The sequence below is a fragment of the Salinivibrio sp. IB282 genome, assembly GCF_001995685.1.
Classification (GTDB): Bacteria; Pseudomonadota; Gammaproteobacteria; order Enterobacterales; family Vibrionaceae; genus Salinivibrio; species Salinivibrio kushneri.
Genome location: NZ_MUET01000022.1, coordinates 32,478 through 41,277 on the forward strand (window position 1 = coordinate 32,478; position 8,800 = coordinate 41,277).

Annotated in this window: 6 protein-coding genes and 1 pseudogene; 4 read left to right on the forward strand and 3 right to left on the reverse strand. The window is 52.2% G+C overall.

Annotation, left to right across the window (positions count from 1 at the left end; all coding sequences use genetic code 11):
* Window positions 1-15 precede the first annotated feature (15 nt).
* On the forward strand, window positions 16-1,038 hold the full coding sequence (locus tag BZG14_RS06910) for an NADP-dependent oxidoreductase (RefSeq protein ID WP_077608332.1): 1,023 nt from the start codon (window positions 16-18) through the stop codon (window positions 1,036-1,038).
* Between the two features lie 88 nt (window positions 1,039-1,126).
* Here BZG14_RS06910 and BZG14_RS06915 read toward each other — a convergent pair whose 3' ends face one another.
* The gene (locus BZG14_RS06915) at window positions 1,127-2,062 is read right to left on the reverse strand and encodes an aminoimidazole riboside kinase (protein WP_077608333.1); all 936 of its coding nucleotides are present in this window, start codon (window positions 2,060-2,062) and stop codon (window positions 1,127-1,129) included.
* 27 nt (window positions 2,063-2,089) lie between these two features.
* The gene (locus BZG14_RS06920) at window positions 2,090-3,523 is read right to left on the reverse strand and encodes a sucrose-specific PTS transporter subunit IIBC (protein WP_077608334.1); all 1,434 of its coding nucleotides are present in this window, start codon (window positions 3,521-3,523) and stop codon (window positions 2,090-2,092) included.
* Window positions 3,524-3,805: 282 nt separating this feature from the next.
* Between BZG14_RS06920 and BZG14_RS06925 the strand changes: the two genes are divergently transcribed.
* The 3 genes from BZG14_RS06925 (at window position 3,806) to BZG14_RS06935 (ending at window position 7,516) form a co-directional block, all read left to right on the forward strand.
* Complete coding sequence (locus BZG14_RS06925) at window positions 3,806-4,798, forward strand: LacI family DNA-binding transcriptional regulator (RefSeq protein WP_077608335.1); 993 nt, start codon at window positions 3,806-3,808, stop codon at window positions 4,796-4,798.
* A gap of 101 nt (window positions 4,799-4,899) precedes the next feature.
* Window positions 4,900-6,597 carry a glycoside hydrolase family 32 protein gene (locus BZG14_RS06930; RefSeq protein WP_077608336.1) on the forward strand — a complete coding sequence of 566 codons (1,698 nt, stop codon included), beginning with the start codon at window positions 4,900-4,902 and terminating at the stop codon, window positions 6,595-6,597.
* Window positions 6,598-6,820: 223 nt separating this feature from the next.
* Window positions 6,821-7,516, forward strand: coding sequence for a VC0807 family protein (locus tag BZG14_RS06935; protein ID WP_077608337.1), 696 nt, complete (start codon window positions 6,821-6,823; stop codon window positions 7,514-7,516).
* A 15-nt stretch (window positions 7,517-7,531) separates the two neighbouring features.
* Here BZG14_RS06935 and BZG14_RS06940 read toward each other — a convergent pair.
* Window positions 7,532-8,686 (reverse strand): annotated as a pseudogene (locus BZG14_RS06940) (DEAD/DEAH box helicase); the annotation flags it as partial.
* Between the last annotated feature and the right edge of the window lie 114 nt (window positions 8,687-8,800).

Below are 8,800 nucleotides of genomic sequence, written 5' to 3' on the forward strand. Positions count from 1 at the left end.
TCAAGGGAGGAATCAATGTCAGCATTAACAAATCAACGTTTTGTTCTCGCATCGCGTCCGGTTGGCGCGCCCACCGCTGAGAACTTTCGCTTAGAAGAAGTCGCCATTCCCGCACTCGGTGACAATGACGTCCTAATTGAAAACCATCACCTATCGATTGACCCTTACATGCGCGGTCGAATGAGTGATGCCAAATCGTACGCAGAACCCGTAGCGATTGATGGCCTGATGGTCGGTGCCACCGTGGGTAAAGTACTGGAATCCAACCACGCCGATTACCAGGCGGGTGATTGGGTACTCGCTTACAAAGGTTGGGAAACCCATTCTGTCGTCGATGGCGATACCCTGCTGAAACTCAACCCAGATTTAGCCCCAGTCTCATACGCGCTTGGGATCTTGGGGATGCCCGGCTTCACCGCCTACATGGGCTTATTAGATATTGGCCAACCCAAAGAAGGCGATACCCTTGTCGTCGCAGCAGCCACTGGCCCCGTCGGTGCGACTGTGGCACAAATTGGTAAGCTGAAAGGTTGCCGCGTAGTAGCGATTGCCGGGGGCGAGGATAAATGCCAGTACGCCCGTGAACACCTCAATGTTGACGCCTGTATCGACCACAAAGCCGACAACTTTGCCGAGCAGCTTGCCGAAGCCTGCCCGCAAGGCATTGATGTGTACTTTGAAAACGTCGGCGGCAAGGTATTTGATGCGGTGATGCCACTGCTTAACACAGGAGCACGTGTTCCGGTGTGTGGCTTGGTGTCACAGTACAACAACACCGCCCTGCCAGAAGGTCCAGACCGCCTTTCGCAGTTGATGGGCACCATCTTGGTTAAGCGACTCACAGTGAAAGGTTTCATCATTTTTGATGACTACGCGCACCGTTACCCTGAGTTCGCTCACGACATGGCCAAATGGGTCGGCGAAGGCCAAATCCATTACCGTGAACACGCGGTGGATGGCTTTGAGCAAGCGCCGCAAGCACTGATTGATGTACTCGAAGGCCGCAACTTCGGCAAGATGGTGGTCAATATTAAATAACGACCACACGCTTTATTTCGCAATACCGAAAACCCTGCCTCCCCCTTAGCGATGGATAGCTAAGGGGGTTTTTCTTCTTCGCGTTCGTCTATTCTGCTTGCAACTGCAACGCCGTGGGCAATGCGGTCATAGCCCCTTTAGCGGTGGTGGCTAGCGCGCCACAGCAGTTGCCTTGACGCACGGCTTCCGTCACCGCCTCGGGCGTTTGCCAGTCGGGCAACTTGGCAAGGGCAGCCAACAATCCGCCCATAAACGCATCTCCTGCCCCCGTGGTGTCCACCACGTTTGCTGGTGTTGTCGCCACCTGCCAAACCGTCTGATGGAACGCGACTCGCGCGCCTTCACTGCCTTGTGTCACCACCCATAACGACACATTGGGTGCGTGCTCCACTAACGCTGCTAACCTTGCTTTCACTGAATGCGCCTCGGTAATGAAGGGCTTAGTCACTAGGGCAAGCTCATCATCAGACACTTTAACCACATCCGCCAGCGGCAAAGCTTGCCAGACGGTTTCTAGCATTTGCGCCTCGCTTTGCCACAGATCCTCACGCAAGTTAGGGTCAAAGCTGACAAACCCGCCCTTGTCACGACACGCTTGCATGGCACCAAGCGTGGCAGAGCGCGATGGCTCGTTTGCCAGAGCGATGGAGCAAGCATGCAACCACTGCCCTTTTTCGAACAGTGGAAAATCGTAAGGCTGCACGAACTGATCGGCGCTGGGTTTGACCATAAAGGTGAAGCTGCGCTCGCCATGCTCATCCAGATCGACCAATACCGTTGAGGTGCGCTGCGTTTCATCGCGATGCATAAATCGCGTATCCACGTTTTCACTCGCCAAGGTATTTTGCATAAAGCCCCCCAGCGGATCGCTGCCCACTCGGCCAATAAAGCCGGTTGCGCCACCCAGTCGAGCAATCGCCACCGCCACATTGGCGGGTGCACCACCCGGACATTTTAGGTAGTGGTGTTCACCCTCTGGGATCAAATCCACCACCGCATCACCGGTGACCCATACCTTGTTCATCACACTTGCTCCTCGTTTCACGCTCGATTAGGCCGCTGCAGCTTGTGCGTATTTTTTACGCGCACCCAGTACATAGGTCACCGCAAACGCCACAACAAAGGCAATCGCCATACCAATGATATAAGGCACCACGCCGTCAGGACGGATAGAAATGATCCCTGGCAGCCCCGCGGCACCCAACGCTTGCGCTTTCACTTTAAAGAAGGTGACAAACGCGCCCGCGCAGGTTGCCCCTACCAGCGCCCCGATAAACGGATAACGATATTTTAGGTTAATACCAAACATCGCCGGTTCAGTGATGCCAAGCAGAGCCGTGACACCCGCCGGCATCGCAATCCCTTTCGCTTTCACATCCGCGGTTTTCAGCCCAAACGCCAAACAAGCAGCGCCTTGTGCCACATTCGACATCGCGGCAATTGGGAAGATAAAGGTACCGCCGGTGACCGCAATGTCTGCCAACAGTTGGGTTTCAATCGCGATAAAGCTGTGGTGCATCCCGGTGATCACAAACGGCGCATACACAAACCCGAACAACGCACCGCCAAGCATCCCAGCCGATTCATACACCCAGTTAAGACCATCGCCGAGCAAAAAGCCGAGATCACGGGTAAATGGACCCACCAGGGTAAAGGTGATCAGGCCGGTGATAAAAATGGCCAGCAACGGGGTCAGCAAGTTATCCAGCACCGAGGGAATAATACGACGTAAGCCTTGCTCGACTTGCGCCAAAATATAGGTAGCAACCAGCACAGGCAGTACTGAGCCTTGATAACCGACTTTTTCGATCTCAAAACCAAAGATTTCCCACACCGGAATATCACCAGACACCGCGGCACCGCCAAAGCCCCAGCCGTTAAGCAGATCAGGGTGCACCATTAACATCCCCAGTGCCGCGCCCAAAAAGGGGTTAGCGCCAAATTTTTTACTGGCTGAAAACGCCAGCAGTACCGGCAAGAACACAAATGGCGCATTGGCGAAGGTATTGATCATATTGGCCAAGTCGCCCATTTGTGGGTAGGCCTCAATCAAAGATTTGCCATCAATAATCAAGCCCGGCGCAGTCAGGATATTGAAAATCCCCATCAGCAAACCACCGGCGACGATGGCTGGAATAATGGGAACAAAAATATCTGACAGCCCTTTCACCGCGCGTTGTAGCCAATTTTGCTTTTCAGCGCCAGCCGCCGCCACGTCTTTCGACGACATGTCTGACTGGCCCGTTAACTTGCTGAATTCGGCATAAACATTATTGACAATGCCCGAGCCAAAAATGATCTGTAACTGACCGCTGACTTGGAATTGGCCTTTCACACCTTCAATCGATTCAATCGCGCTTAAATCCGCCAAGTTATCATCATGGAGTGCGAGTCTTAGCCGCGTGGCACAGTGTGCCGCCGCTGCGATGTTTTCTTTTCCACCCAGTTTATCGAGTAGTTGTTGTGCTATTGCTTGGTAGTTCATGGCTACTTCCCCTGCACGCTCTCACCGTCTTTGCCACCGTCACTTTTATTTTCGTGTGGCGTCACACGCTCCACATTTTCGGGAACGATCCCGAAAATGATGTGCTGAATCCTGTAAAGCATCAAGTATGAGGGCTAATCGCTGTGAGATCGATCAGTAAACCACCGCGCGACTCTCACCTTAAACGTGACTTAAATCACTAAATAAGGGGTATTTACGGTGCTATGTTTGCAAAGGATCCGTAAATGGAACGATCATGGCACTCTCAGTAAAGGAGAACCCATGGCTAGCTTGAATGATGTCGCCCGTTTAGCGGGTGTTTCCAAATCCACTGTGTCGCGTGTAATTAACCAAGAGTATGGCGTAAAACCCGCGACGATTGAGAAGGTGAATCGCGCCATTGAGCAATGCGGCTATGTGGTCAACCAAATCGCTAAGGATTTAAAATCCAGTAAAACCAATCTCATTGGCGTGATTGTGCCGCGTGTTTCCTCACATGCGATGTCAGCCAGTGTCGATGGTCTTAGCCATGTGTTTGATCAAAAAGGGAAACAAGTGCTTCTGGCCAATACTCGGCAAGATGACGCCCGTATTTGTCATTACCTTGATTTGTTCAATCAAAAACGGGTCGAGGGGATTTTGCTGTTTGCTTCTACGCTCAACCCTACCGTCGTACAAGCAATCAAACGCTCGAGTGCGCCGGTGGTGGTGATTGGTCAAGACGGCTCACCCTATAACATCCCCAGCGTGATCCATGATGATTACCGAGTCGGTTTTTGTGCCGGCGAGCAGCTTATTAAAGCCGGGTGCCAACAGGTGGGCTTTCTGGGGGTACAAGCGGAAGATATTGCGGTTGATCAGCAGCGTTATCAAGGCCTTGAGAGCGCATTGACCACATTGACCCAAACGGCCCCCTTGTTCCATTACCAAGGCCAGTTCTCGATTCAATCAGGCTATGTCGCCATGACCGCTATGCTAGCGCAATATCCTGATCTTGACGGTGTATTCTGTGCCACCGATCGTATCGCGATTGGCGCTATTCAAGCCTTACAAGCACAGGGGATTACGCCAGGGCAAGGCGTGAAATTGATTGGCGTGGGCGATGATGAGCTTGCCCAAGTGGTATCGCCAAGCTTATCTACGTTTAACTATGCCTTTGATGCGGCGGGAGAAAGTGGTGCCAAAATGCTGCTCGAATTACTGGAGACTGGGCAAAGCCATGTGTCCAAATTGGTGATGGGCTTTAACTATATCAGCCGCGCCACCTGCCCTTGACACAGCGATCGTTAACCCAATACAGAGAAATTTTACTTGCGCCACCACCGTCTTATTCGCTATTTTTGGAACGTTCCCGAAAATAAAACTGGTACGGATAGATGGAAATAACCCCAACAGGCTTGGTAGACGCATGTGGTGGCACCGACAATGTACGCCGCGTATTGCGTCATCAAGAGAAGGTGATTATTGAGCTAAGCACGCTTGAGCGTGTCAATCAAGACGCCTTACCCATCCATGCGGTTGACGTGTCGCTGCGCCAAATCACGCTTGAGCAACCAATCGATGAAAGAGTGCTCGCTGCACTGGGACGCCTTATCGACCAAAACCTGCGTGAACAAGCCGCGCCCTTCTATTCACCCAGCCAGAAGACAGATTTCCATCGCCCCGGATGGCATATCAACCCTCCCCAAGGGCTGCTGAATGACCCCAATGGTTTTATTTACTTTCAAGGTCACTATCACCTTTTTTATCAGTGGTATCCCTTTGCCTGTGAGCACAAAGATAAATTCTGGGTGCATTTAATCAGCCCTGATGGGGTGCAATGGCATACTGCGCCGCTCGGTCTCACCCCCAGTGATTGGTATGACAGCCATGGGGTATTTTCAGGCCACGCCATGGTGATGAACGACGCCCTCTGGCTTTATTACACTGGCAACACCCGTATTGGCCCCGAGCGTTTGCGCCAAACTACCCAATGTGTGGCACGCTCAACCGATGGTATTCACTTTGAGAAGCTCGGCCCAGTGATTGATGCCCCACCAGCAGGCGTGACCGAGCATATTCGCGATCCCAAAGTCATCCATGACGGCCAACACTATCGGATGCTGTTGGGCGCGCAACGTGAAGATAAAATAGGCCGCCTGGCGCAATACTCCTCCACCGATGGCCTTACGTGGCACTATGACGGACTAAGCGGTGATAGCTTAGGCGAGCATGGTTATATGTGGGAGTGCCCTGATCTTTTCCAGCTCAACGAGCAATGGGTTTGTATTCTCTGCCCACAAGGCAGTCCATCACCTACGCCCGATTATCACGTGCCACACCACAACGGTTACGCCAAAGCCACGCTAGAATCAGACGGCATCACGCTTAATGACTGGCAGGTGCTAGATCATGGTTTTGATTTTTACGCGCCACAGACGGCGCAGACCCCTGACAATATGCGAATACTCATTGCTTGGATGGGCCTGCCAGACGAAGTCGAACAACCCAGTCAAAGCGCGGGCTGGTTGCATCAGTTGACATGTCCTCGCGAGTTATATTGGGAAAATGGGCAACTTTATCAGCGCCCGGCTACCGCGCTACAAAGCTTAAGAGGCCCTCAGCAACTTTTGCTGATTAACCCCGAGTGCTGCTCAACCACGGTGGATTTAGGCACCAAGCAGTTTGAGCTCAACACCACGCTGCCCATTCCGACCAGCGGCCACTACACGCTATACTTTCACAGCCGCAGCGGCATGATGACCCCAGCCTCCTCCGGCAAACCATCCGGTTGTGCACTCACCATTGACGGTGACAGCCGCACCCTAACACTGGATAGAAGCGCAAGCCTCGCCAAAGAAGGCGATACCCGTCGCTGCATTCACTTGCCCGARCAGTTGGAGGAGTTACCGCTACAAGTTCTCGCCGATACCAGCTCATTGGAGTTCTTTATCGCCGGCGGCCAGTGGACGATGACCAGCCGTTACTTTAGCGCCGTGGATGCGACTTTTTTAGCGCTGACACGCGATCACAACGACACGCCTTTGCCAAAAGAGATGGATTGGTATGCGTTGAAAAACGCCAGTGTTAGGTGAGTAGGTGGAGATGCGAGAATAAAGGCAGGGCTCCCGCAAAGAAGCATTGCCCAGTGGCCCTGAAGAGGGGGTTACCTTTAACCGCTCACTGGCATTGCTTCCTTGGGTTTCACACATAGTTACACAACGGTGCGCTTTTGCGCTTTACATCGATCGCGGGTCGATGAACACTGCTTGGCAGAGTATAATGGCAACCGATATCACCTAGAGTTAGTCACACATTATGAGCAATACCACCGCGAAAAAGCCGAGTCCCCTGTTTGAAATCCTGTTCAACGTTTTCATCCCCTCGATCATCTTGATGAAGTTGAGCGGCGATGAATACCTAGGTACAGCCACGGCACTGGTCGTCGCTTTGGCTTTTCCTCTCGCTTACGGCGGGATGGATCTAGTCCGTAACCAGAAATTCAATTTTATTGCAGCACTGGGTTTTATCAGCGTGTTACTGACCGGTGGGATTGGCCTACTCGAGCTCGATACCCGTTGGTTAGCCTTAAAAGAGGCGCTGATCCCCGGCATTATTGGCTTGGCGGTGTTAGGGTCAACCTTTACCCGCTACCCACTGATGCAGAAGTTAATACTGAATGACACCGTGCTCAACCTCTCGTTGATCAATCAGCGGTTAAAAGAGAGCGGGCAATCCGACGCCTTTGAGCGTTGTTTGATGTGGTCTAACTATCTATTCGCCAGCACCTTTGCGTTTTCATCAGCGATGAATTACTTCCTGGCGACTTGGATTGTGACCAGCCCTGCGGGCACGCCCGCCTTTAATGAAGAGCTGGGTAAGATGACGCTATACAGTTATCCGATGATTGCTATCCCTAGCATGTTGATGATGTTCGGTATTTTCTATTACATTTGGCGTCAGGTACGCGCGATGACATCGCTAGAAACAGAGCAAATCTTCCACCTCAAATAACACCCCTGACACGCCTTACTTTGCCCCCGGCGCTGGGCGTTTCGGCTTCGCCTGGAACTGCTTAATGCTCTTTTTCGCATTCGTGCGTCGGTTGACTTTCTTGTCGCGAGGAGCGCGTTTACTTTCCCCTATCGATGGTTTGTCTGTCACCGGGAAACCGTCCAGCGCTTGCACGGGCAATGCTCTTTGCGTGAGATGACGAATGGCGTTCAGTGCGTCCATTTCGCCATGACACACCAAAGACATGGCCACACCTTGTTCACCAGCACGAGCAGTGCGCCCCACACGGTGAATATAGGTCTCGGCGTGCATGGGCAATTCAACATTAATCACCACCGGTAAGTGTTCAATGTGAATGCCACGCGCTAATAGATCGGTGGCGATCAACACGTTGATTTGGCCAGATTTGAATTGCGCCAGGGCTTGCTCTCGCTCGGTTTGAACTTTATTGCCATGCAGTGCACGGGCCGAGATGCCCGCTTTGTTGAGCTTTTTCGCCAAGCCATCGGCGTTTTCTTTCGCTCCCACAAACACCAACACTTGTGACCACGCGTTTTGCTTGATGCATTCAATCAAGGCTTTCGCTTTGCTGCCTTTGTTGACCAAGTAAAGTGTTTCTGTGACCTCTTGATGGGTGCTGTTTTCTTGATGCGCGGCGAGCTGTTTTGGCGCAACCATTAGCTGGTTGGCTTTTTGCTTGAGCGCATCGGAAAACGTCGCTGAAAACATCGCGGTTTGGCGTTTACGTGCAGTTTGCATCGCAATATTTTGCACATCCGGCCAAAAACCCATATCGAGCAAACGATCCGCTTCATCCAAAATAAGATAATGTACCGTGCTCAAATCCAAACCATTATTGGCTAAATCTACCAAGCGCCCTGTCGTCGCCACAAGAATGTTGGGATTGTCCGCCAGTGCTTGTTGTTGCGCCGCTTTATCAACACCGCCACACAAGCAAATGGCACTGAGATCTAAGGCGCTACCCACTTGGTTGATCGCGTCACTGACCTGCATCGCCAGCTCACGCGTCGGCACTAAAATCAGCGCTTGATGCTGAGGGTTTGCGTTTAACGCTTCCAGCAAAGGCAAACCGTACGCAAGCGTTTTTCCGCTGCCGGTATTTGCCAATGCCAAGACATCGTTACCCGCTAACAGCTCTGGGATCGTAAGCGGTTAATAAACCCCACATACCCATAAGACACGGACTTTGTCATAGTACCTTTTTAAGCGGAGGTACCATGAAACAAGCACAAAAACGCGCGCACTGGGCGGCGATTATTGAAC